Below are 23,040 nucleotides of genomic sequence, written 5' to 3' on the forward strand. Positions count from 1 at the left end.
CCGCCCTGGAGACGTACTGGACCGACGGACCCGCGATGGAAAAACAGACGCGCGTCCGCAATGAGCAGATGGCCCGATCGCTCGGCGCAATGGCTGATGAGCGGCCGGGGGACGTGGTGACGTACCGCGGACGGGGCCTCGTATGGGGCCTGGAGTTCCGCGACGAGGGGCGTGCGAGCGCCGTTGCCAGGCGGGCCTTCGACATCGGTCTGCTCATCGAGACCTCAGGCACGCGCGATCGGGTCGTGAAGTTGCTGCCGGCCCTCACCATCACGTGCGACGAACTGGAGGAGGGGCTGCGGATTCTCGGCCGGGCTGTTCGCGACACCGCGTGAGCGCCCGGCCGGGCCCTGCGTGACGTTCAGAGCCCGGGCGCCCGTGGCCTCACTCGTCGGAGCCTGAGGGCCGTGCCGTCGTACGCATCTCTGGGGCGGCGACCGACGCGTCGGGCACGGTGGACCGCAGCGCGCGCACCGCGGGCGAGAGGAGCGCGAGCGACGTGGCGAGCAGCACCAGGGATCCGCTGCACAGCACTGTCGCCGTCGTGCCGAACTGAGCGGCCGCCGGGCCCGCGGCGGCCAGGCCCAGAGGTGTGCAGACGAACGACGCCAATGAGTCGTACGAGCTGACTCGGGCCATGGCGTGGGCGGGCACGTGTGTGTGGACCGCCGTGCGCCACAGCACTTCGAACACGTCGAGGCACGCTCCGGCGAGCAGCATGCTCGTGGCGGTCAGCCACACGGGTGCGCCGGTGGCGAGCAGTACGTACGAGGGGACGAAACCAAAGGTCGCGAGGACGGCTGAGCGCAGCGGGCGGCGTGGGCGCAACCGGAGGGCGATCAGGCTGCCGGCGACGAACCCGGCGGAGTGCGCGGCGAGGACCGCCGACCAGGCGAACGGCCCGCCCCAGTCGCGTTGCGCCACCGTCGGGCCCAGCACCATCACGGCCCCGCCGAAGCAGGCGTTGACGACGGCGAACTGGGCGACGACGGGCCACATCCAGGCAAGCGCGCGGAACTCGGCCCAACCGGAGCCCAGTTCGGCCAGGAGCCCCGGCCTCTTCTCTGTGCCGGCGACGCCGGCCCCCGCGCCGGGTGCCGGACGCGGCTGGATGCGCAACAGCAGCACGGCGGAGAGCAGGAACGTGGCGGCGTCGGCGGCGAGGGCCCAGCCCGGCGCGGCCGCCGCCACGAGTACGCCGCCGACGAACGCGCCGCCGACGCGGGCGACGTTGGCTGCCAGGCGCAGCAGGGCGTTCGCCGACTGGAGCTGTTCCGTGCGCACGATCTCCGGGACGAGCGCGATGCCTGCGGGCTGGCTCACCGCCGATGAGGCGCCGTTGACCGCGGCGAGGAAGGCGAGCACTCCCATCGGCACGGTTCCGGACAGGAACAGAGCCGCGGTAATCGCTTGGGAGCAGCCCGCGGTCACGTCCCCGATGACGATCAGGTGCCGGCGCGGGAACCGGTCCGCGAGCACGCCGCCGAGCAGCACGAGCGTGAGCTGGGCGACCGTACGGACGCTGAGGAGCAGACCGAGCTGAGTGGGCGTGCCGTCGGGAAGCGCGAGTACCGCGAAGGCCAGGCCCAGCGGGGCGATCACGTTACCGGTCAGGGATGCCGTCCGGGCGGTGAAGAACAGCAGGAAGTCCCGGTCCCGCAACAGGCCCGACCTGGCCCTCATGCGCCCCGGTCCGGGTCAGCCGGCATCGGCCGCGGCCCGTTCCAGGATGCCCGCGACGACGTCGGACTTGGCGTCGGCGTAGTTCTGCATGTACTCCCAGTTCTGCTGTGCGAGCGAGCGTTTGGTGTCGGCGTAGAGCGCGCGGTCGCCGTCGTGAGTGCGCAGCCGGTCGCGGAAGAGCAGCATGCGGTCGTTCTCCGGGCAGCCGGCCGACAGGACGTGCAGGTTGACCGACTCGGCGCTGCGGTCGGGGCCGTCCGGGAACTCTTCGCGCAGGACGCGGTGTTCGTACCAGTCCGGTTCGCGGATGACGAGGGTGAAGCCGAGTCGTTCGAGTGCGGGTACGTAGGCGGGCTCGTCGGCGGAGTCGGGGACGATCAGGAGCATGTCGATGACAGGCTTGGCCGGCAGGCCCGGGACCGAGGTGGAGCCGACGTGCTCGACGCGGTGGTCGAGGGCGCCCAGCGACTCCCGTACGCGTGCGGCCTCGGTCTCGAAGACCTCGGACCACCGCGGGTCGTGCTCGCGCAGGACGACCTGGTCGTTGAGCTTGGGCGCGGTGCCGAGGTTGGCCGCTGCGATCTCCTCGGTCGTCATGGAGAGGCGTTCGATCTCCTGCTCGGGCACGGGAAGCTCCTGTTCCTGGTCGGTCAACTGGTCCCGGGTTCTGATCAACTCCAGTAAACCAAAGGGGCCTTGGCGTCTGTACAACCGATGAACATGGCCATGCCCACGCGCGGCCCCGCGCTGGACGGGGCGACCGCGTGGAGCATCGCGGAGCTGAACATGATGAGGTCTCCGGCGTCCGGGTGGATGGTGAGCGCGGGCGGCTCGATCGTCGACGGGTCGAGCCCTTCGACGGCCAGGATCCGCTCCGTCTCCGCCTCGTCCGGCTCGCGCAGCCACAGGCGCAGGTCTCCGCCTGTCTCGGGCACCCGCAGATAGACGTTGGCGGTGAACTGCTCCGTCAGGTTCCGCGCCTCGGGGGCGTCCGTCTCCTGGTGCAGCCGGTCGTTGTGCGGAAGGAGCTGCGACACGCCGGGCCGGAACACGCGCAGAGCGCCGATGAAGCAGGTGCGGCCGTTCAGCCGCAGGAGGTTGGCCCCGCCCGGCCACACCTCTTGGAGCAACAGCCTGAGCCGGTCCACGGGCGAGGGGTAGGGAGCGAACATCGACCGCACGTCGTGGATCGCCGCCAACGCATGCCGATGGTAGGTGTCGGTCAGCGACGCGTCGTGCGCGGTGTCGACGTGCGGCATGTGCACCCGGCCGACGCTGCTGGCGAGTTCCTTGTGGTACGAGCCGAGCGCCTCGTGGGTGAGGGCTTGCTCGGCCACGGCGTGGGCCATGTCCCGGTCGTGGAACCCCTTGACGTGGATGGCGGCGATCCGGCGCTCGGACAGCGCGAGCAGGCTGTCGGTGGTCAGCTCGGAGCTGACCGACGCGCGGACAGTGGCTGAGGTCATGTCAGCGGGTCCTTTCGGTGTCTCTGGTGGTGTCAGGTCGGCCCGGGTTGTCTCCCGGGGGGGGCTCGGTGCCACAGGTTCCCGTGCGCCGTGGGCATGGGTCAGTCCCAGCGCACGGCGTCCGTCCACCACCGCTCCACCTCGTGCAGGACGGGGACCAGAGGCTCGTCGTCGTCGATGGAGAAGTGCAGTTCCGCGAGGGTGTCGACGGCGGAGCGCGGGCCTTCGTACCGGTGTCCCGGTGTCGCGCTCGTGGTGTATGTGAGGGCGCGGGGCAAGGTGCAGCGGCCGGGCACGGCCCGCAGGACGCCGCGCTGTGGCGGGAACCAGCCGTAGCCGAGGCGCGTGCCGGGACCGTTCCACGTCACCTCGTCACCGCGGCCCGCTTGGCCGAGCAGCCCAGCGCGGTACAGGTTGATGCCGAAGGCGCGCTCGTGCATGTCGACTATCCCGGCGCCGCCCGCTCGACAGGCGATCTCGCAGAGCGCGATGGTTTCGTCGGGCGTGTGGAAGAGCTCGGCGTGGAACGGCAGAATCCCGGGCGCCGGGGGCAGCGCGGCCACCACGGTGGCCGTCGCGTCCTGCAGCCGGGCGAACAGCGGCTCGTCGGGATGCAGCATGCCGCTGACATACGGCGCCGCTTCGTGGAAGTTGCTCCACTGCGTGTGCAGATAGCGCGAGGGCCAGCTCTGCAGGACGACACCGTCGCTCATCAGCCCGTTGACGTGATACACGGCGCCCTCGATCCACTCTTCGGCGAGCATGCGCCCGCCGGGCCCGCCCGGCTGCCAGCGCTCGACGGCCTGCTTGAGGGCCAGCTCGTCGGTGAGCACGGACATGCCGATGGCTGCCGCCCCGGCGACCTCCTTCAGTACGAACGGGAACCCCACCTCGGCGGCGAATTCCGTGAGGGCGTCGGCGCCGTCGATCACACGCATCGCCGCGACGGGCACACCCGACGCGGCGGCCGCCGTCTTCATGGCGTGCTTGTCCGTGTACGCGGTGGCGCCGGTGACGTCCTGGCCGGGCAGGCCGAGCCGCTCGCGCAGCCGCGCTGCCCGCACCAGGTCGGTTTCGGCAGTGGTGAGGACGCGGGTGACACCGTGCCTCCGGCACAGTTCCTCGGCGCGGCGTCCGGTGGCCTCGCCCGTGTAGTCGTCGGTCACCTCGAAGGCCAGGAACGAGGAGGCGACGTCGGCGGGGTCCGCGCCGGCGAGGGCCCGGCGGTCGGTGAGGACGACGAGCCGAGTGCGACTGTCCGGGAACCATTCGGCCAGATCCGTGAGGATTCTGCGCCGGTTCAGGACCAGGAAGGTCATGCCGTCCCCCCTGCCGCGGGGACCGTTGGCTCGCTGCCGTGCTTGCCGGCCGGGCCCAGCGTGGACCGGACCGAGTCGTCTTCGAAGCCGACGAGGCCGGGGTTGCCGAGAAAGTGCGCGAACTCGGCGACCGCCGGGCCCACGGCTCCGTCCTCAGTGGTCGGGGTCAGCTCGACGACGCGGGCCGACGTGCCCTCGTACCGGTAGTCGATGGTCATGCGGGATCGGGGAGTGGTGTACCGGTGGGTTCCGGGCGCGGGGCCGGGTTCCGCGGGGGCGGCCGGGCCGCTGCCGGGTGTGAGCGCCCCGGAGAAGGAGGGGCGGCCGGCGATGACATCCCGGAACGCGGCCTGTACGGCGTCTGCGGGCAGGTCGACGACGCCGGGCACGCTCTCCTGCGCCGCCCGGTGGAAGAGGTAGCTGGGAAAGTCAGGCCGGCCGGGCCTGAAGCCGAGGCCGCCCGCGCCGCGCGGGTTCATCTCGGTGGCGAGGAAACCCCGGGCGGTGAGGAGCCCGTCGACGGTGAAGATGCCCCGGTATCCGGTGAGCGAGACCAGCAGTTCTCCGGTGCGGCGCACGTACGCCTCGATGGTCCGTCGCTCCGGTGCGGGCGGCCGCCACCACGTGGACGTACCGGCGTAGTAGAACCGCCCGGTACCCGGGTGGCGCAGCATGGCCTCCTCGGCGGGGTCGAACACCGCGATGCCCGTGTCGAGCGCCAGGGCCTGGGTGCTGCACGGGACGCCGGGAACGAACTCGGCGATCCGCACCCGGTCGGCGCGGCCTGCGAACGACGCGACGGCGGCGTCGAGTTCGGCCCGGCTCCGGACCCAGGCGAGGCCCCGGCCGCCGCCTCCCGGGATGCCGCGGCTGGAGTCCATGGCGAGAACCACGCCCCGGCCACCGTCGAGGCGCGCGGCCTCGGTGTACAAGCCCGGGGCGTCGAGCGGCACGATCGTGTGGCGGGGTGAGGGCACGGCGGCGTCGGCCCACAGCTGCTCGACGCGGACCTTGTCCTCCCACGCCGCCCACTCGTGCCTGCGCCAGCCGTGCACCGGCCTCCCGCACAGCCGGGGCATGGTGGTCCAGATGCTGCCGAGGACCGTGCACGAGCGACCGGCGTCGTGCTCGTCGAGCCACTTCCGCAGCACCTTTGGCGCCTGGGTGAGGTGGTCCTCGAACTCGTGCGGGGCGAGCTCGATTCCGTGCTCTGCGAAACTGAACACGGGTGCGGCCACGTCCTGCGGCCGGTGGGTACGGCTGATGATCCCGGCCAGGGTGGCGCCGCACGCCTCGACCTCGTCGATGAGCAGCTGCGCGCTGTGCGTGAACTGGTTGGCCAGAAGGAAGACGCGCCGGCCGCGCCAGTGGCGGTGCAGCGCCTCGACGGCGTCGTCGAGAACCTGGTGATGGCTCGTCAGGTGCGGCCGGGCGGCCGGTGCGGGTGTCCGGTCGGTCATGCGGGCGTGGTTCCTTCCCCGGCGGTCAGGGTGCCGAAGGCGTGGGTGAGGTGGGCCAGTGCGGAGGCGACGTGGGGGAGGCGCTCCGGTGCGGGGGAGCGCAGCGCGAGGCCACGCTGTTCGTCGTCGTCGCCGTGGAGCAGGCTGGTGGCGATGCGGAACCGCAGGGCCGTGGGGGTGTCGCCGAAGTGGTGGCCGCCGAGGACGGCGACACCCAGCCTGTCCAGCAGATGACGCTGGAGGGATTCCGCATCCGTCACACCGTGCTCGCGCAGCCGGTGCCGTACGGGCGCGAAGTCCGGGTACAGGTAGAAACCACCGTCCGGGGCGCGGCAGTCGGCCCCGGCGGCGGTGACGATCCGGTGGACGGCGCGGGTGACGATGCCGTGCAGCCGAGCGCCGGCGCGGACGTGCGCGGTGATCTCGGGCGGCTCGGCGAAGACCCGGGTCGCCACCTCCTGCATGGGCCCGGCGAGCGTCGACCAGACCTCGCTGGCCACGGCCAGCACACCCGCGCGCAGTCCGGCGCCGAGGGGGCCCTCCGGAAAGCGGGCGGCGCCGATGCGCCAGCCACCGAGGCCAAGGGTCTTGCTCAGCCCCGTCGTCACGACCGTGCGGTCGCCTGCGACCTCGGCCGGGCCGAGGAACGGCAGGTCCGGAGAGTGCATCAGGTCCCGGTAGATCTCGTCCGACACAATGAGCAGGTCCTCGTCGGCGGCCACGGCGCACAGCCGACGGATCGCCTCGGGCGGCGCGAGGGTCCCGGTGGGGTTGTCGGGCAACGTGAGGATCAGCAGCCGCGGCCGCCCGCCACGTCGCCGGGCGCCCCGGACGGTCTCGCGCAGGGCGTCCGGGTCCGGGGCACCGCCGTACCGTGCCGAGATCGGCACATGGTGCACGGGGCGTCCGAGGAGGCGGGCCTGAGGCGCGTACGTCACCCAGGACGGCCGGGGCAGCAGCACATCGCCGTCCACCACCGCCATCAAGGCCATGAGCAGGGGTTTGCTGCCGGGCGCGACGATGATCTGCTCCGGGGCCGTGGGCAGGCGGCGGCGCTCCCAGTACCCGGCGACGGCGGCGCGCACGGCGGTGTCGCCCGCGACAGGGCCGTACGCGGTACGACCCGCGCCGTCCGCGAGCCAGTCACGGACGGCGGGCGGCACGGGCAGGAGGGACTCGCCGAAGCCGAGGTGCACCAGAGGTTCGCCGGCGGCCCGGCGACGGGCGACGACTTCGTTGAGCGCCAGGTTCGAGGCTTGCTGGAACCTGTGCCCGACATCGAGGGGCGCGACCACTACTCCTCCTTGTCCGGTGCGGTTTCGTCCCGTGCGGGCGGTATGCCGGCCGGCAGCGCCGGGGTGGCGACCGCGCGCGCCAGGTCGGCCGGGGTGCCCGGGACAGGGGTCAGTTCGTCCAGCCAGGACGCGCCCGGCCGACAACGGGTGCGGAACGGCCTGCCGACGAGCAGCGGGTCACGGGCTTGGAGGAACCGGAGCTGCAGGCAGTCGCCCGCGTCGTCGACCCCGTCCACCACGACTTTGCCCGGCGTCGTGGACATCACCGGGCCGCGCACGGTGCGGGCGAGCCCCGGCAGCGCGCTGTACGCCTCGCGGAAGATGCTCGCGGCGCGCGCGAGCGGCACCTTGAAATAGTCTCTCGGCCCCGTGTCACGGGTGACGAACATGTAGTACGGGACGGCTCCCGCGGCGACTTCGGCACGCCACAGCCGCTCCCACACCCGCGCGTCGTCGTTCACCCGGGCGATCAGCGGGGCCTGGCAGTAGATCACCGCGCCGGTGTCGCGAATCCGCCCGAGCGCCCGTCGTGCCAGGTCCGGCTCCAGCTCGCGGTCGTGGCTGAAGTGCGCCATCACGGCCAGCGTCCGACCCGAGCGCACCACCCGCTCGAACAGCCGCAGCGTGTCGTCGGCGTCCGCGTCGGTGACGAAGCGCTGCGGCCAGTACGCCACCGCCTTGGTGCCGATGCGGATCGTGCGCACGCTGCGCACGCCGAGCAGCGGCTCCAGGTGGCGGCGCAGGGTCTCCGCGGACATCACCATCGGATCCCCGCCCGTCAGCAGCACGTCATTGACTTCGGGGTGCTGCCGCAGATATCCGACGACCCGTTCCGGCCCGGGTGCCGTGAAGCGCAGGTCGGGGTCTCCGACGAACTGCGCCCAGCGGAAGCAGTACGTGCAGTAGGCATGGCAGGTCTGACCGTTGCCGGGGAAGTAGAGCAGGGTCTCGCGGTACTTGTGCTGTGCCCCGGGGAGCGCACCCTCGGCGTCGCTCGGCACGTTCAGCTCGATCTGCTGCCCGGGGTGAGGATTGAGCCGGCTCCGGACGGCGGCCACCACCGTGGCCAGCTCGCCCCGATCGGCCCGGACGGCCGCGTCGGCCACTTGGGCCGCGTCCTCGGACGCGAGCATGCCCGGCTGGGGGAAGACGAGCTGGAACACAGGATCGTCGGGGACCCGGGCCCAGTCGATGAGCTCGGAGAGAACGTACTCGTTGACCCGGAAGGGCAGCACCAGGGAGACCAGGCGTACGGCTTCCAGGGTCTCGCCGGACAGGCCGAACCGCTTGGCGATGCGGTCGAGTTGCCGGACGCCGTAGGCCCGGAACCGGCTCACTCCGTCGGTGTCCTGGCCGGTGATGGTGAGGGCTGCACGGTTCACAAAGGCTCCAGAGTGCTGCGGATCGGGGGCTGCTGGGCGAACGGCGGCGGCTCGGTCACGAGGTCTCATAGCCAGTAATGGATGAGGACGCTGCGGCGCAGACCACCTCCCTGCGTCCGCACCGGCAGTACCTGGTGCCAGGAGTGGTCGGAGCGGACCAGGAGCGCCGCCGTGCCGAGGCGGGGCTCGATTCGTGCCGCCTCGTCCCGGGGGTCGGACGAGCGCAGGATGCTCAGCTCCCCGCCGTGGGCGGGCGACCACTGCGGCTCCAGGTACAGCACCACGGAAAGGACCTTGTCGGCACGGTCGGTGTGCGGTCCGAGGAAGCATCCGTCGGCGTACGCGGAGGCGCGTATCTCCAGGGAACTCTCTTCCAGGGCCTGGCCCGTGGCCTGGGCCAGGGCCCGGGTGAAGGGCGATGAGAGGAGTTGCGCCACCAACTCCGCCCAGGTCGCGGGCAGGCCGTGGGCCGCGTCGAGCCGCTCGCCCCCGTCCACGAGCGGGCAGGAGAACATTCGGTACGCCTTCTCCGCAGCCGGACGCGACTCCCGCAGGCGGGTTCGGTCGAGCGGGAAGGTGTCCGCGACCTCGCGCGCCGCGGTGCCGCTGGTGAACGCGTGCTCGACGCGTCCCCAGCGGAACGGTTCACGATGCAGCGTCGCGGCGGTGAAGGCGGCGAGGTTCAGCACGACGTGTCTCTCCCAGGGCGAGTTCGGCGTACGTCGGAATCCCGGGGCCCTGGCCGCGCCCGTGTCCCGGGCCGCGCCGAGAGTCGATCCAGGACGGCTCGCGCATCGGCGTGGGTGCGCAGCCGGACCACGGGCAGCTCCGGCCGGGCGGCCAGTTCCCCCAGCACCGAAGGGAGTTGGTGGCGCCGGAAGGTGAGGATGAAGCGGGCGAAGACCAGCGGCCGGTCGGCCACGGCACGCCGTCCGTCCGGGCGCCGCATGAAGTGCGGCAGCACGCCCAGGGGGGCGCGCGCGTACCGCAGCATCCGCAGGAGATACGAGGCCAGGCACAGCGGGGGTGCCCGGTCCAGGACGACCACGGCGTCGCAGTGAGGCAGCCTGCGTGCGAGCGTGCTGAGGTGGTTGCCGTCGATGATCCATTCGGACGTGGCGCAGAGCGCGTCGAGCGTCGCGTGCCATTCGCCCTTCGGGCGCGGCGTCCAGCCCGCCGTGAAGTACAGGTCGTCCAGGTGGTGTACGGGCAGGCCGCGGACGGTCGCGAGCCGCACCGCGAAGGTCGTCTTCCCGGCGCCCGGGCAGCCGACGACCAAAATGCGGCGCGCGCCGCGGAGCCGGCCCGCGGAGTCCGGTGGGCCGGTGACCGGCGGGTTCAGCACCTCGTGGACCTCCTCGGGGTGTCCCGGACGGTTTGTTCCAGCGCAGTGATGAGCCGGTCCGTCGTTTGCAGGTCGGCGGTGGAGATCCGGATGTACTCGGGCAGGCCGAACCGCACGAGGTGACGGATGGCGAACCCGCGCTTCGCGAGCCCCGCGACGCAGCGGGCCGCGGTGTCCGCGTCCGGGCAGCGCACCGGCTGGAAGTTGCCGAAGGATTCCTCGGCCCGCCCGCCCACCAGCTCCGGCACCAGCTCGCGAAGGCGCGCCCGCGAGGCCGCCAGCTCGGCGTATACGTCGGCCATTTCGGTGACGCGCCCAGCGAGGTCGGCCGCCACCGCGAGGGCGGGACCGCTGACCGGGTTGGTGACGTTCCACCGTTGGATGTGGTCGGCGACCTCCGGGCTGCCGCACACGCAGACGGCCAGGCGGGCGCCCGCGAGTCCGAATGCCTTGCTGAAGGACTGCACCACGACGACGTGCGGCCGGCGCGGCGCCAGGTTCAGGACGGTGGCAGGGGCGAAGGCGCCGTACGCCTCGTCGATCAGCAGGAGGCAGCGCCGCGCGGCACAGGCGTCGACGAGCGCTTCGAGGTCGTGCGGCGGCCACCAGGCGCCGGTGGGCCCGTTGGGATTGGACACCGTCACCAGACTCCCGGGAGCGGCTCGGCTCACGGCGTCGAGGAACGCCGGGAGCGGGAAGCCGGTGCCCGGCCGATGGGCGACGCCGTGCACGGACAGCCCGCCCAGCGCGGCGTAGGGGAAGATCTGCTCGTAGTTGGGGACCTGCGTGATCACCTGTGTGCCGGGCGCGGTCAGGGCCTGGAACACCGCGCGGTACGTCTGGTCCGAACCGGCGGTGAACAGCAGTCGGTCGGCGGGGACCCCGAGCAGCTCCGCGAATTGCGCGCGCGCACGGACGTAGTCGGGGTAGGAAGTCCAGTCCTCGGGCAGCAGACGGGCGGCCGCCGCACGGATGAGCTCCTCGACGCGCGGGTGGCGCATCTCGTTGTTGGCCAGGTTGACCGCCCCGCCCACCCGACTGCGCCAGTACGGCTGTACCTCCCCGGCCTGCGTGAGGAACAGGTCGCGTATCCACTCCGGCGCGTCGGCGGCGGGCACCTCGCGTGGGCTCGCGGACGGGGCTGTCATTCCGGTGCCCTCCGGGGGATCCTCTCGAAGACCCTTGTGGCCGGGGCCTGCGGGTCGAACATGACCTGGTAGTACCAATCGGCCTCCGAAGGGCGTTGGCCGGCCCGGAACAGTTGGCGGTTGAAGGCGGCGATCGCCGGGGTGTCCATGTCCGCGCTCATCTGCCCGAAGTCGGTGTAGATCGTCGGCCGCACTCGCCCCTCGACCTCGCGCACGGCCTCGATGGTGTGCGTCACTCCCTCCGGTGAAGTGCCGGGAAGCCCGAGGATGACGAAGCAGTTGAGCTCGATCCCCGCCGCGCGGCATGCCTCAGCGGTGGCCTGGAAGCGTTCCTGGGCCACGTGCTTGGCGCGCGGCAGCGCCGCGTGGCCGGCGGGCTCCAGGGTCTCCAGGCCCACGCTGATCCGTACGCAGCCGCTCTCGCCCATGCGGCGCACCAGTTCGTCGTTCAGGTGATGCAGCGTCGTCGTGCACTTCCAGGGGAGGCCGATGCCCGACTCCTCGTACGCGGTGCAGAAGTCCAGGACCCAGGGGCGGCGCAGGGTGAACGTCGGTGCGTACATCGACACGTAGTCGAAGGGCATGCGCGCGGTCGCGTCGCGTACGAACGCGACGACCCGGTCGACGGGCTGACGGCGTTCGGCCTTGCCCTCCCGGCCGGGGATGTCGCAGAAGTCGCAGTCGACCGGGCAGCCGCGGGCCACCGGCACGACCAGCTCGCGTCGCTCGGGGATGCCGCAGAAGCGGGCTGAGTCGTCGACGTACAGCCGGTCGTACGCCCGGTACGGGATCTCCGACACGTCCGGGAACGGCAGCTCGTCGGCCTTCAGCAGGCGGGGCGGGGAGGCGGGTGCCCGCCACTCGCCCTGGTCCCGGGACCACACCGAGCCCGGCACGCCGCGGCCCTCGGCCAAGGACCGCACGACATCCTCCACGCCGGTCTCCGGGTCACCCGGGCCGACGACGGCGTCGAGGTCGAACTGGTGGAAGAAGTCGGGCAGTTGTGCGCTGAGCCGTCCGAACGTGACTATGGTGGCCCGGGGCGCCAGCTCACGGGTGTATCGGACGGTCCGGCCGAGTGCGTCGACGGAGTCGAAGTCATTGGCGAGCGCCACCACGTCAGGCTGGTCCATCAGCAGGTCACCGAGGGCTTTCCAGGTGACGTTGAGAGCCGCCGCGTCAACGGCGCGGACCTGGGCGAAGGGGCAGACGGCACGGAGATGACTGGCGACGTTGAAGACGGTCAGATGGTGCCCGGCGTTGAAATAGCTGGGCACCTGGGGCGGCCACAGCACAAGAACCTTCATGGCGGATGCTCCCTCTCACAGGTCTCGCGGGGCCACGTCGTGGACGTCGCCGACGCGGTGGGTGGACTGCTCCCGGGCCGTGTCCTTCGTACGGGCTGGACCCTCCTGCGGGGCTGCCCGGCGGCCGACGCGTGCCTTCCGGCGCGGGCCGGACGCATCGACCTGCGCAGCACTCCGGAGCGCGGGCCGCTGCCCGAGGACGCCGGGCGGATGCGTCATCTGCCGATCGATGTGCCGGGCGTGGCGCGACGGCTGAGCGGACGCCCGCTCGAGGCTCAGTACGCCGCGCTCTACCAGGACATGGTGGGGCAGTGCGGCGAGTCGATCGGTGCCGTGATCCGGGCCGTCGCCGACGGCCTTTCGCACGGCACAGTCATCGGCTGCTCGCTCGGCAAGGACCGCACCGGCGTGACGATCGCCCTGCTGCTGCGCCTGCTGGACGTACCGGTGGCGGACATCCTCGCGGCCGACCGCGCCGCGCTGACGGCGGCCAGCGGCTGCGACGTCGCGATGGCGGAGTACGCGCGGGTACGCGGCGTCAGCACCGACGAACTGGTGCGCCGCTTCGGCGCCGGTACGCCCGCTCTCGCGACCCTGCTGCACACGGTCGACGAACGTTACGGCGGCGTGGAAGCGTATGTGCTCGCCCACGGAGTGCCCGAAGCCGACGTGTACGCGCTGCGCGGGGGCCTGTTGCGCCGGCCGTCCTGAGGCCGGACGCAGGGGCCCTCCGACGCGGATCATGCCGCCGCCCCCTGCGCCAACTCGATGCGCGCGCCCACGTCGGTGAGCCGCGGCAACAGGGCCGCGTAGCCGCGGACGAGGTGGTCGAGGCCGCCGACCGTCGTTGTTCCCGGCGTCGCCAGGGCGGCGGCGAGGCACACGGCCGTGCTGCGGGTGTCGGCGGGGCGCAGCGGAGCGCCGGGCGGGCTCAGGACCGACGGGCCGACGAGGAGTCGCCGGCCGCGCACCCGCATGCGTGCTCCCATGCGCCGCAGTGGTTCCGCATAGCCGTAGCGGCCGGCCCAGACCCGGTCCTCCACCACGGAATCGCTGTCCGCCCCGAGCAGCAGGACTGCCAGCAGGGGCGCGATGTCCGTGGAGATGCCAGTCGACTCGGCGATCAGATCGGCGCCCGCGTAACTGCCCTTCGCGGGACCGACGATGACGGCTTCGTCGGTGAAGACGGGCTCGATGCCGAGCGTGTTGAGGAAGGCCAGCTCCCGATGGATGGAGGTGAAGACGTGCGCCGGGTCGCCGCAGTCGATCTCCAGCGTGGAACCGGTCAGCGCGGCGAACGCCTGCCACGTCATCGTCTCGACGGGGTCGGGCATGAGCCGGTGCTCGGCGGCCGTGTGCGCCGTGCCGCCGTGGACTACCCAGCCGCCGTCCCGTTGGTCGATGCGCAGGCCGAGGCCGCGCAGCACAGTGATGAGTTCGTGCGGGGCCTCCTTCTCGTGCGGGTTGAGGATGAGGCTGGTGCCGGGGGCGGCCGCCGCCAGGAGCAGCGCGGTCTTGGTCGCCCCGGACACCCGGGGGCCGGCGGGCCGGGCGGGGTCCTGCGACCAGCGCAGGATGTCGACGGTGGCCGGGCGCAACCGGGATGCCCGGGCATGGAGGGCACCGTCGCGCCGCTCCCACTGGGCGCCGAACGCTTCGGCCACCTCGAGCATGTGCTTGACCGGGCGGTTGTAGCCCCACTCGAAGGCGCCCAGACTGTCGCCCCCGGCGCCGCGGAAGGTGACCTCGCCCCGGGCCGCGAGCACGGCGGGCAGGAGGTAGACGATGCCGTGGATCGGCGCTTCGGCCGGCCCCGGCAGAGTGCCGGAGGTGATGCGGCCGCTGACGCGGACGGTGTCCCGGTCACAGTCGACCCGCCCGCCCAGGCCCTCGACGGTCCGGGCGAGCACGTCACGCTCGGACAGCCAGGGCGCGTTGCGCAGGGTGAGTTCGGCGCCGAGCGTCACCGCTGCGGCAAAGCCGAGGACCATGCTGTGCTTGTTGCCCGGCACGGTGACGCGGCCTCTCAAGGGGTGGCCGCCTTCGACGATCGCTGTCGTCCCGACGCAGTGGTCGGCAGGAACACTCATGGAGCCTCTCATCCATGGAGGGCAGCGCCGCACGGTTGAACGCGGGCCACCGATGCGGCGGCGGCCCGCGGTGCCTCCCGCGAGCGGGGCATCACGGCAGCGTGGCCTGTGGGGTGGGCGGGGTGGGGGCGCGCCGGTCCTCGGTGCCCCGGGGAACGACGCGTTTGCTCTTGCGGTGACGAGGGTGAGGTGACGGAAGCACTCAGAAGCTGGGTGCGGGCTCCTGCGGGACGCCGTCACGCGGGCCTGCTCGCCCGGCCGCGGGCGCGGACTGGTACAGGGGGACGCCGAGGCACCGCTCGAAGCGGGGCAGGAGCGCGTCGGCCCGCGCCATGGCCTCGGCCCAGGTGTCGCCCATGACCGCGAAGCGGCCGAGGACCTCTTGTGCGCGTACCGGCGTCCCCGGGGCGAGCCGGAAGTTCTCGAAGTTGACGATGCCGGGTTCCGCCCCGTCGAGCCACGACAGGTCCAGGTCGTCGGAGAGCTTGCCGTCGGCGCGGGGCATGATCCTGCGGGCCGTGACGGTTCGGTCCGGGGCGGGTGGTGAGGGGCGCGGGGTTCGGAGCAGGTGGATGTCGATGACGTGGTCGCAGAAGTCGATCCCCGTGAGGAGCTTGTGGAGGAGCGTCATCACACCCCCCATCACCCGTGGGTTGACCTCCACGAGCACGGGTCCGCGCGCTGTCAGCATGATTTCGACGTGGAACACCCCGAGGTCGAGGCCGAGCACGCGGCACACTTCCTCGGCGTAGCGGAAGCAGGCGTCGACCTGGCCCGGGGGTACATTCGCCGGAAGGACCGCACCCATCTCCACGCAGTCGTTGTCCTTGGCCCGGGAACGGCCGCACACCAGGAAGCGATGGGTGACACCGTCGAGCACGCCGATCTCGGCCGACACCAGGTCGCCCGCCAAATACTCCTCGACCAGGACCCCCCGGGCGAGCAGGGCGCGTACGGGCGGGAAGGCGTCCGGGTCGGCTGCGGCGGCGAGGATGCGGCCGGCGGCGGCCGCCACTTGGGCGGGGCCGCGGGCATGCAGGGCCATGGCGCTGTCCATGCCGCTGACGGGCTTGACGACGACGGGGTACCCGATCCGGCCCGCGGCGGACACGGCGTCCTCGATGCTGTGCGCCACGGCGAAGCGGGCCGACGGCACGTCTGCCGCTTCGAGCACCTCCCGCGTCCGCGCCTTGTCACGGGCATTGCGCATACCCCGGGCGCCGGTGAACCGAAGCCCGAGCCGCTCGCAGGCCACAGCGAGTGCCTCCATCATGGGGTCGCACTGGCTGATCACCGCGTCCACGGGATGGCGTACGTGCACCGCGGCCATGGCCGAGCACAGCGCGTCGACGTCGTATGTGTCGGGAATCTCGACGAGCCGGTCCACGCGCCCGACCAGTTCCCGGAAGGAGTCGTCGACGGTGTAGTGCTCGACCGCAGTGCCGCGGATGAAGGTCACCGTGTGCCCGAGGACCAACGCCCGGCGCAGCGTGTGCAGTCCGGCCTGGCTCATGTCGGCGAACAGGATGTGTGCCATCGCGTTCCGTTCTCCCGTGGCGTCAGTCGCGCCAGAACTCGACCATCAGCAGTAGGCGGGAAACCCGGCCTCCTGTGTCCACCCGCTCGATGCGGTGCCAGGTCGACTCGGTGGGGGTCATGGTGACGCAACGCCCGCCGATCGGAACGAGGCTGCGCACCGGCTCGGCGTCGGGTGCCTTGTGGGTGAAGACCTGGAATGCGCCACCGTACGACCGCTGCCAGTCCTCGTTGAGGTAGAGGCCGAAGGACAGCGCCTTCTCCAGCTTTCCGGAGTCGATGCCGGTGAAATCGCCGTCCTCGAAGACATACAGGCCCACGGTCGTGCGGACGGTGCGCACGTCGACCCCGGTACCGGCGGTGAGCCACTCCCGGAACTCCGTGGACAGGGTGCTGTCGACGAGCTCGGACCAGGCGGCCGGGAGTTTGTCCGCGGCCTGAGTCCTGCGGCCGTTCTCGGCCGGCTCGCAGCGCCACATGTTGTATTCCTTGCGGTGCTCCGAACCTCGCTTGACGCGGCGGTCGAAGATAGCGAGATCAGGCGTCTCGGCATTCAACCGACGCAGGTCGTGAGGAGAGACGACGTCGTCAGCGGTGTAGTAGACGTAGGGCTCGTCCAACCGCTGGAGAACGGCCTCCGAGTTGATCATAGGGAGTCCTCTCGCAGAATTCAGGGTGACTGCGGGCGCGATGTCTCTCGCGCCCGCCCGGTGTACGTTCCAGGTCTTCTGCCCGTGCGACTACGGGAGCCCGATCAACCTGGGATCGGCGCGCAGCCGCGCATGGGTCTCTTTCCAGACGGCCACGTGATCCGTGAGTCCGGCCTTGGCGATGAGCGCGTCCTGCTCGTGCCAGTCGACCGCGTCTGCCGACTGAATTCCCTTACTGGAGAGCACGCGTCGGTAGAACGGATCGTCCGCCTGCCGCTTCTCGCTCATCAGACTGCCCACTTCCGGGGAGACCAATTGCATGCCGGGGCGCGGCTCCCATTCCTCGGTGCCGGCTTCCCAAGGAAGGCCGAGAGCCTTGAAAAGTGCTTGGCCGACTGCCACCGGTTCCTTCCGCAGATCGTCCGAGTCGACGATCACGTACGGGATTTCATGAGTTCGGCACAAGCGGATCTGTTCGTCCACGGACTGCCATCCTGATTCGAAGGCACGGAATGTGTCGCGACCGTAGAGTTCACGCACGATGCGCAGCCGGGACGTGGTCGAGAGAACAGGGTTCCGTATCACGAACACCAAGGGGGCGGTGCGCAGCGCGGCGAGGTAGTGGAACTGGTCGGCGTCCAGCTGGAACGACATTTCCTTCAGCAGGAGCCCGGCACCGGACGGCACGTCGGCGAGCGGCACGCGCCGCCCGTCGGCGACGCGCATCGGAGTGGACAGGCTGGCGGTGACGCCGCCGTCCCGGCCGTCGCCCCAATAGCTGGCCTCGAAGGGTTCGTGACAGTGATGGGTCAGGGCGCTGTGCTGCCACAGCAGCCTGGCGACCGGCGTCGATCCGGTCCGCGGCGGCGACACCAGCACGAGGCGGGTGTCGTAGCAGTCGCTGAGCCGGGCCGCGAGGCGGGTGTGCGCGTTCCGCACCGGTCCGCCGTCGCGACCGTCGGAGTGTGCCGTGCTGCTGGCGGTCGCCATCGGGTGCTCCTTCACTCGCCGGGACGCCGTCCGCCGTTCTCGAGCCAGAATTCGAGCTGGACGGTGAGCCTGGTGACCGCTCCGCCCGTGCGCACGGGGGCGACGGAGTGCCAGGACCGGTCGGTCGGAGGAAAGGCCAGGAACTGCCCGCCGCGAGGCGATATCCGGTGGTGCGGCTCCTGCGCGGGATCCGAGGACCGGCGAACCTCGTACTCGCCGCCGCCGTCGACGGGCCAGTCCGGGTTGAGGTACAGGATGGCGGTCAGCGCCTTGTCGTCCTTGTCCTTGTGCACCGAGATGAAGTCGCCGTCCTGGTGGGTGTATATCCCGATCTCAGTGGCGAGGGGGCGCAGTTCGAGTCCCGTTCCGTGTTCCAGCCAGTCGATGAATTCGGCGCCCCTGAGTTCCTCCAGGAGTTCGGCCCACTCCGGCGACAGGAGCTTGGTGACTTCCGGGATCTTCTCGTCGTTCTTCTGCAGCGACAAGAGGTTCATCGCGTACTGCTTCTCGTGCTCCGGGTCGAGGATTTCGATCCGCTTGTAGCCGGCAGTCGGGGCCGTCTCGTAGAGAGACTTCACTCTCTCCGGAGCGAGCGCGCCCTGTGCCAGATAGATGGAGAAGGGGGCGGTGATGTGCTCGAACTTCGCTCGGGTATTGAGCATCCGAGCAGCCTCCTTGAATCGAAGAGGAACATGACTCGAGATTGAACTACCCTGACATGAGGACCTGTCATGGGTCAATGGGGCTCATGGTGTTTACCGATCCGGACCGCGGTGCATATCTTGGCTATCCAGCGAGCGGGCCCATACGGGCCTGGCCTTCTTGATCTTCGGAAGGGCTCGGGTGGATGGCCTGAAACGTGATCCCGACTGAACCAGTTATGTCCGTTCTTGCTGTAATTCGCGCCAGCGCGCTGCGGGTGGCGAGGTGGCCCTATTCCGTCAACCGTGTGGGATCCGCACGACGGCGTCCATCCAATGGAATTGCGCGTTCCGTATGTGCTCTATCAGGAGGTGCTCTATGGGACAGTTTTCAGTCGTCGAAAACGAGGATATGCGTGACGTGCACGATGTCATCGGCGTCGGCTTCGGGCCCGCGAATATCGCTCTCGCGGTGGCGGTGAAGGAGGAGGCGCCGCAGCTCAACTGCCTTTTCCTGGAGGCGCGATCGGACGTCGAGTGGCAGCCGGGCATGCTGATGGCGGGCACCGACATCCAGAACCACCCGGTGCGGGATCTCGCCACTCTGCGCAACCCGCGCAGTCGTTACACTTTCATCAACTTCCTGCACGAGCACGAACGGCTGCTCTCCTACCTCAACCTTCCCGTGCACTTCCCGCTGCGCCGCGACTACGCCCAGTACGTCCGCTGGGTGGCGGAAGAGTGCGCCCCGATGGTCGCGTACGAGAGCGAGGTGGTGGACATCGGCGTGGCGACCGCCCCCTGTCCGCACTACGTCGTGAAGACCGCGGACGGCGGCAGTCACCGCGGCCGCGTGCTGGTCGTCGGCACGGGGCGGACCCCCTATATTCCCGACGTCTTCGCCCAGGTGCTGGGATCCAGGCTGTTCCACAGCAACGACTACCGCTGGCGCCTGGAGCAGCGGAGGGCGAGCGGCCCCCTGACCTCGGTGGCGGTGATCGGTGCCAGCCAGGGAGCCGCCGAGATCGCCCTCGACCTGCACTCCGGGCACCCTGACTGCGAGATCACCACCGTGACGCGCGGCTTCGGCTACCGCCTCAAGGACACCAGCCCCTTCTCCGAGGAGGCGTTCCTGCCGGACTTCACGGACTACTACTTCAACGCGTCGGAGCGCGGCAAGAGCGACCTGGACGCCCAACTGCGGCCCACGAACTACTCGTCCGTGGACCGCGACGTCATCGAGACGCTGTACGTGCGACGGTACGAGGACGAGCTGGACGGCCGTCGCCGGCTGCGCATGCACCGCAACAGCGAGGTCTTGGCCGCGCGGCTCTCCACGGACGGTGTGGTGCTCGACCTCCAGGAGCGCCACACGGGGGAGCGGACCACCGTCGAGGCCGAACTCGTCGTCCTGGCCACGGGGTTCAAGGACCTCGGTGCCTCCGAGCGGGGTGAGCCCCATCCACCACTCCTGTCCCCGCTCGCTCCCCGCCTCGCCGTCGACGCGTCGGGCACGGTGCGGGTCGCGCGCGACTACTCCCTCTCGGCGGCCGAGTCCGACGCGCCCTTGCCGCCGCTTTTCCTCAACGGGCTGTGCGAGAGCACGCACGGCCTCGGGGACGCGGGCTCCTTCAGCCTTCTGTCGCTGCGGGCGGGCACGCTCCTCTCCGGCATCACGGAGCGGCTCGGCACGTCTGTCGCACAGTGAGCGCTCCGCTGTCCCACTTGGACGCTCTGGAGTCCGAGGCGGTGTACATCTTCCGTGAGGTGGCGGGGGAGTTCGAGCGGCCGGTGATCCTGTTCTCCGGCGGCAAGGACTCCATCGTGATGCTGCATGTGGCGTCGAAGGCGTTCGCGCCGGCGGCGGTGCCGTTCGCGTTGCTGCACGTGGACACCGGGCACAACTTCCCGGAAGTGATCGATTACCGGGACCGTGTGGTGGCCCGGCGGGGGCTGCGGCTGCATGTGGCGTCGGTGCAGGAGTACATCGACGCGGGCAAGCTGCGGGAGCGGCCCGACGGTACCCGCAATCCGCTGCAGACGGTGCCGTTGACCGAAGCGATCCGGCGGCACCGGTTCGACGCGGTGTTCGGCGGTGGCCGGCGGGACGAGGAGAAGGCGCGGGCGAAGGAGCGGGTTTTCTCGCTGCGGGACGAGTTCTCCCAGTGGGAGCCGCGTCGTCAGCGTCCGGAGCTCTGGCAGCTGTACAACGGGCGGCACGCGCCCGGTGAGCATGTGCGGGTGTTCCCGCTGTCGAACTGGACCGAGCTCGACGTGTGGCAGTACATCGCTCGTGAGGGTGTCGAGCTGCCCGAGATCTACTTTGCGCACGAGCGGGAGGTGTTCCGGCGCTCGGGGATGTGGCTGACCGCCGGTGGCTGGGGCGGGCCGCGTGAGGACGAGCCGGTGGAGAAGCGCCTGGTGCGTTACCGCACGGTGGGCGACATGTCCTGCACCGGCGCGATCGACTCCGACGCCACCACCCTGGAGGCCGTGATCGCGGAGATCGCCGCGTCCCGGCTGACGGAGCGCGGCGCCACCCGCGCCGACGACAAGCTGTCCGAGGCCGCGATGGAAGACCGTAAGCGCGAGGGGTACTTCTAGATGAGTACGCACGCCGAGAACCTGAAGGCCACCACCCCGCCGGACGACCTGTCCCCCATCACGCTCCTGCGGTTCGCCACCGCCGGCTCCGTGGACGACGGCAAGTCGACCCTGGTCGGGCGGCTGCTGCACGATTCCAAGTCGGTGCTGGCCGACCATCTGGAGGCGGTCGAGCGGGCCTCGCGCGGCCATGGCGCCACGAGGCTGGACCTGGCACTGCTCACCGACGGCCTGCGCGCCGAGCGGGAGCAGGGCATCACCATCGATGTCGCGTACCGCTTCTTCGCCACCGCGCGGCGACGGTTCATCCTCGCCGACACCCCTGGCCATGTGCAGTACACGCGCAACATGGTCACAGGCGCCTCCACCGCCGAGCTGACCGTGATCCTGGTCGACGCCCGCAAGGGTGTCGTCGAACAGACCCGCCGTCACGCCGCCATCGCCGCGCTGCTGCGCGTTCGGCACGTGGTGCTCGCGGTGAACAAGATGGACCTGGTCGACTACGCCGAGCCGGTGTTCGCCGCCATCGCTGAGGAGTTCACCACTTACGCGGGCGAGCTGGGCGTGCCCGAGATCACCGCCATCCCGATCTCCGCGCTCGTCGGTGACAACGTGGTGGAGCCGTCCTCGAGCATGGACTGGTACGGCGGCCCGACCGTCCTGGAGCACTTGGAGACCGTCCCGGTCGGTCACGACCCGGCCACCGGCCACGCGCGCTTCCCCGTGCAGTACGTGATCCGGCCGGGGACCGCCGAACACCCCGACTACCGCGGCTACGCCGGACAGATCGCCGTCGGCACCTTCCGCGTCGGCGAAGCGGTCACCGCCCTGCCCTCCGGGCACACCTCGACCATCTCCGGGATCGACCTGCTCGGCACCCCTGTGGATGTGGCGTGGGCGCCCCAGTCGGTGACACTGCTCCTCGAGGGCGACATCGACATCTCCCGTGGCGACCTCCTCGTACCGTCAAAGGACGCGCCCGCCACCAGCCGGGACATCGAGGCGACCGTCTGCCACGTCGCCGACACCCCGCTCACGGTGGGCCAGCGGGTGCTCCTCAAACACACCACCCGCACTGTGACGGCCATCGTCAAGGACATCCCCTCCCGCCTCACTCTCGACGACCTTTCCCAGCGCCCGTCCCCTGGCGAGCTCGTTGTCAACGACATCGGACAGGTCCGGATCCGCACCGCTGAACCCCTCGCCGTCGATGCCTACGCCGATTCCCGCCGCACAGGCTCCTTCCTCCTCATCGACCCCGCTGACGGCACCACCCTCGCCGCCGGCATGGCGGGCTGAACCCCGGCCGTGCCCGTGGAATGGGCTATGAGGGCCGCGCCTGCTTCGGCAAGGTGAGGATTTCTGCTCCGGTGTCCGTGATGGCGATCGTGTGCTCGCTGTGTGCCGTGCGGCAGCCCGTCGCGCTTCGGAGTGTCCATCCGTCGGCATCGGTGACGAGTTGAGCGGTGTCCGCCATGACCCACGGTTCCAGGGCGAGGAGCAGCCCGGGGCGGAGTTTGTATCCGCGGCCGGGGCGTCCGGTGTTCGGGACGTGCGGGTCCTGGTGCATCGTTGATCCGATGCCATGGCCTCCGAACTCGGTGTTGATCGGGTATCCCGCCTCGCTGAGGACCGTGCCGATGGCGTGGGAGATGTCGCCGACCCGAGCCCCGGGCCCGGCGGCGGCGATTCCTGCGGCCAGCGCGCGTTCGGTCGCGCTGATCATCGCGACGCTCTCCGGGGGCTTCGAGTCGCCCACGATGAAGCTGATGGCCGAGTCCGCGGCGACTCCGCCCCTGGAGACGGCGAGGTCGAGGGTCAGCAGATCGCCGTCGGCGAGCGTGTAGTCGTACGGTCGGCCGTGGAGTACGGCGTCGTTGACGGCCGTGCAGACGTAGTGGCCGAAGGGGCCGCGCCCGAAGGACGGCTCGTAGTCGACGTAGCAGGACTGCGCTCCCGCATCGGCGATCATCTTCGCGGTCCACCGGTCGATGTCCAGCAGGTTCGTGCCGATCGCGCTACGGCTCCTCAGCGTCTGCAGGATGTCGGCGACCAGGGCACCTGTGTCTTTTGCCCGGGCCAGCAGGGTGGGGTTCAGGATCTCGATCATGCGGCGCCCTTCTC

The 23,040-nt window shown here is 70.8% G+C and carries 22 protein-coding genes; 5 read left to right on the forward strand and 17 right to left on the reverse strand.

The window, feature by feature from the left end; translation table 11 throughout:
* Positions 1–335, forward strand: a 335-nt coding sequence (locus tag STRAU_RS01120; RefSeq protein ID WP_037656926.1) for an aminotransferase class III-fold pyridoxal phosphate-dependent enzyme, incomplete at its 5' end; no start/stop codon positions are given.
* 49 nt (positions 336–384) lie between these two features.
* On the opposite strand, the gene STRAU_RS01125 is transcribed toward STRAU_RS01120, so the two are convergent.
* From STRAU_RS01125 to STRAU_RS01175, 11 genes are all read right to left on the reverse strand, one after another.
* Positions 385–1,683 carry an MFS transporter gene (locus STRAU_RS01125; protein ID WP_016638363.1) on the reverse strand — a complete coding sequence of 433 codons (1,299 nt, stop codon included), beginning with the start codon at positions 1,681–1,683 and terminating at the stop codon, positions 385–387.
* A 15-nt stretch (positions 1,684–1,698) separates the two neighbouring features.
* Positions 1,699–2,310 (reverse strand): GrpB family protein, encoded by a 612-nt coding sequence (locus tag STRAU_RS01130; protein ID WP_259299796.1) that lies wholly within the window; start codon positions 2,308–2,310, stop codon positions 1,699–1,701.
* Between the two features lie 44 nt (positions 2,311–2,354).
* Entirely contained in the window at positions 2,355–3,149 is a 795-nt protein-coding gene (locus STRAU_RS01135) for a 2OG-Fe(II) oxygenase (protein WP_016638365.1), read from the reverse strand.
* Between the two features lie 101 nt (positions 3,150–3,250).
* On the reverse strand, positions 3,251–4,468 hold the full coding sequence (locus STRAU_RS01140) for an ATP-grasp domain-containing protein (RefSeq protein ID WP_016638366.1): 1,218 nt from the start codon (positions 4,466–4,468) through the stop codon (positions 3,251–3,253).
* A complete protein-coding gene (locus tag STRAU_RS01145) occupies positions 4,465–5,928 on the reverse strand; it encodes a hypothetical protein (RefSeq protein WP_016638367.1) in 1,464 nt (487 codons plus the stop codon). Before STRAU_RS01145 ends, STRAU_RS01140 begins: the two co-directional genes overlap by 4 nt.
* Positions 5,925–7,223, reverse strand: coding sequence for a pyridoxal phosphate-dependent aminotransferase (locus STRAU_RS01150; protein WP_016638368.1), 1,299 nt, complete (start codon positions 7,221–7,223; stop codon positions 5,925–5,927). Before STRAU_RS01150 ends, STRAU_RS01145 begins: the two co-directional genes overlap by 4 nt.
* Positions 7,223–8,605 carry a KamA family radical SAM protein gene (locus tag STRAU_RS01155; protein ID WP_016638369.1) on the reverse strand — a complete coding sequence of 461 codons (1,383 nt, stop codon included), beginning with the start codon at positions 8,603–8,605 and terminating at the stop codon, positions 7,223–7,225. Before STRAU_RS01155 ends, STRAU_RS01150 begins: the two co-directional genes overlap by 1 nt.
* A gap of 65 nt (positions 8,606–8,670) precedes the next feature.
* Entirely contained in the window at positions 8,671–9,294 is a 624-nt protein-coding gene (locus STRAU_RS41210) for a 2OG-Fe(II) oxygenase (RefSeq protein ID WP_016638370.1), read from the reverse strand.
* Positions 9,288–9,950, reverse strand: a complete 663-nt coding sequence (locus STRAU_RS41215; protein WP_052028910.1) for a P-loop NTPase family protein — start codon at positions 9,948–9,950, stop codon at positions 9,288–9,290. The genes STRAU_RS41210 and STRAU_RS41215 overlap by 7 nt, the downstream gene beginning before the upstream one ends.
* Positions 9,944–11,098 (reverse strand): pyridoxal phosphate-dependent aminotransferase, encoded by a 1,155-nt coding sequence (locus tag STRAU_RS01170; RefSeq protein WP_158691989.1) that lies wholly within the window; start codon positions 11,096–11,098, stop codon positions 9,944–9,946. The genes STRAU_RS41215 and STRAU_RS01170 overlap by 7 nt, the downstream gene beginning before the upstream one ends.
* Positions 11,095–12,405 carry a B12-binding domain-containing radical SAM protein gene (locus STRAU_RS01175; protein ID WP_016638373.1) on the reverse strand — a complete coding sequence of 437 codons (1,311 nt, stop codon included), beginning with the start codon at positions 12,403–12,405 and terminating at the stop codon, positions 11,095–11,097. The genes STRAU_RS01170 and STRAU_RS01175 overlap by 4 nt, the downstream gene beginning before the upstream one ends.
* A 39-nt stretch (positions 12,406–12,444) precedes the next feature.
* Between STRAU_RS01175 and STRAU_RS01180 the strand changes: the two genes are divergently transcribed.
* Positions 12,445–13,116 carry a tyrosine-protein phosphatase gene (locus tag STRAU_RS01180; protein WP_016638374.1) on the forward strand — a complete coding sequence of 224 codons (672 nt, stop codon included), beginning with the start codon at positions 12,445–12,447 and terminating at the stop codon, positions 13,114–13,116.
* 29 nt (positions 13,117–13,145) lie between these two features.
* On the opposite strand, the gene STRAU_RS01185 is transcribed toward STRAU_RS01180, so the two are convergent.
* From STRAU_RS01185 to STRAU_RS01205, 5 genes are all read right to left on the reverse strand, one after another.
* Positions 13,146–14,495: a hypothetical protein gene (locus tag STRAU_RS01185; protein ID WP_158691990.1), complete on the reverse strand. Its 1,350-nt coding sequence runs from the start codon at positions 14,493–14,495 to the stop codon at positions 13,146–13,148.
* Positions 14,496–14,697: 202 nt separating this feature from the next.
* Positions 14,698–16,032: an ATP-grasp domain-containing protein gene (locus STRAU_RS01190; protein WP_016638377.1), complete on the reverse strand. Its 1,335-nt coding sequence runs from the start codon at positions 16,030–16,032 to the stop codon at positions 14,698–14,700.
* A gap of 22 nt (positions 16,033–16,054) precedes the next feature.
* The gene (locus tag STRAU_RS01195; RefSeq protein ID WP_016638378.1) at positions 16,055–16,681 is read right to left on the reverse strand and encodes a 2OG-Fe(II) oxygenase; all 627 of its coding nucleotides are present in this window, start codon (positions 16,679–16,681) and stop codon (positions 16,055–16,057) included.
* A 90-nt stretch (positions 16,682–16,771) separates the two neighbouring features.
* Entirely contained in the window at positions 16,772–17,671 is a 900-nt protein-coding gene (locus tag STRAU_RS01200) for a sulfotransferase family protein (RefSeq protein ID WP_037656930.1), read from the reverse strand.
* A gap of 11 nt (positions 17,672–17,682) precedes the next feature.
* Positions 17,683–18,333 (reverse strand): 2OG-Fe(II) oxygenase, encoded by a 651-nt coding sequence (locus STRAU_RS01205; protein WP_016638380.1) that lies wholly within the window; start codon positions 18,331–18,333, stop codon positions 17,683–17,685.
* 391 nt (positions 18,334–18,724) lie between these two features.
* Between STRAU_RS01205 and STRAU_RS01210 the strand changes: the two genes are divergently transcribed.
* The 3 genes from STRAU_RS01210 to STRAU_RS01220 are packed head-to-tail and all read left to right on the forward strand — an operon-like array spanning position 18,725 to position 22,215.
* Positions 18,725–20,020 (forward strand): lysine N(6)-hydroxylase/L-ornithine N(5)-oxygenase family protein, encoded by a 1,296-nt coding sequence (locus tag STRAU_RS01210; protein WP_016638381.1) that lies wholly within the window; start codon positions 18,725–18,727, stop codon positions 20,018–20,020.
* The gene (cysD, locus tag STRAU_RS01215) at positions 20,017–20,916 is read left to right on the forward strand and encodes a sulfate adenylyltransferase subunit CysD (RefSeq protein WP_037656932.1); all 900 of its coding nucleotides are present in this window, start codon (positions 20,017–20,019) and stop codon (positions 20,914–20,916) included. Before STRAU_RS01210 ends, cysD begins: the two co-directional genes overlap by 4 nt.
* Positions 20,917–22,215 (forward strand): sulfate adenylyltransferase subunit 1, encoded by a 1,299-nt coding sequence (locus STRAU_RS01220; protein WP_016638383.1) that lies wholly within the window; start codon positions 20,917–20,919, stop codon positions 22,213–22,215. It begins immediately after the preceding gene.
* A 25-nt stretch (positions 22,216–22,240) separates the two neighbouring features.
* On the opposite strand, the gene map is transcribed toward STRAU_RS01220, so the two are convergent.
* Positions 22,241–23,026 carry a type I methionyl aminopeptidase gene (gene map, locus STRAU_RS01225; protein WP_016638384.1) on the reverse strand — a complete coding sequence of 262 codons (786 nt, stop codon included), beginning with the start codon at positions 23,024–23,026 and terminating at the stop codon, positions 22,241–22,243.
* Positions 23,027–23,040 lie beyond the last annotated feature (14 nt).

It is taken from the genome of Streptomyces aurantiacus JA 4570 (assembly GCF_000414115.1).
Lineage (GTDB): Bacteria > Actinomycetota > Actinomycetes > Streptomycetales > Streptomycetaceae > Streptomyces > Streptomyces aurantiacus_A.